Here is a 636-nt window from a genome sequence, read left to right as displayed (position 1 = left end):
GGTACGCTGCATGGCGAACGCGGCGTCATTTAGCGCCTGCAGCCACGGCGTGCGGTCGTCATCGTTGAGCGGCTCGCCGGAGGCCATCTTGGTGATATTGCTGCGCGGATGGAGAAAGTCGCCGTCAAGAAACGCGGCATGCAGTTGATGCGCCACTTCGCTGGCGATGGCGGTAGGCGCCGATTTGGCGGCGGTGAAAGCCGAAAGCTGCGGCGACTGCGGAACCTACCTGAAGATTATGTATCAGGAGAAGGATCCGAAAGTCGAAGCCGTCGCCGACGATTTGGCCTCCCTGGTGCTCGACGCCCGCATGGAACAGGAGGGCTTCGCCAGAAGCTCAATTAACCCGTTCATGTTCCCCGGCGAAGGGGAGTAAGTTCTGCAGTATGATTTCGGGCGGCTCTTGTCGCCCGTTTTCCTTCTTGTGACACGAACGTGCGCAGGGATTATTCACACGCGTCACTGACCGTTATCAGAGGCCAACCTTTGGCTGGAGATATTCGTTTCAGACGAGTCTGTCGCTCACTTGTCGTCCTCCTGCCACTCGAATTATTCAGGGTGGATTTCGTACGGCGTGACTACGCCAGGAATACCGGCAAAATCCTTCGTATTCCGCGTAATTAGTTCCAGACGATG

1 protein-coding gene is annotated in these 636 nt (G+C 57.1%); it reads left to right on the top strand.

Translation table 11 applies throughout. The features are described 5' to 3' along the window. Positions 1 to 166: 166 nt before the first annotated feature. On the top strand, positions 167 to 376 hold the full coding sequence (locus ABD339_RS33560) for a formate dehydrogenase accessory protein FdhE domain-containing protein (RefSeq protein WP_344570949.1): 210 nt from the start codon (positions 167 to 169) through the stop codon (positions 374 to 376). The last annotated feature ends 260 nt before the right edge of the window (positions 377 to 636 follow it).

Source organism: Streptomyces axinellae, assembly GCF_039532135.1.
In the GTDB taxonomy this organism is placed as follows: Bacteria; Actinomycetota; Actinomycetes; order Streptomycetales; family Streptomycetaceae; genus Streptomyces; species Streptomyces axinellae.
The sequence above is the reverse complement of the archived record's forward strand: the minus strand, read 5'-3'. Positions and strand labels throughout refer to the sequence as shown.

Bases quoted from the DNA above. Each gene is read 5' to 3' on its own strand.
- ABD339_RS33560 (WP_344570949.1), top strand. From the start codon at position 167: ATGGCGGTAGGCGCCGATTTGGCGGCGGTGAAAGCCGAAAGCTGCGGC.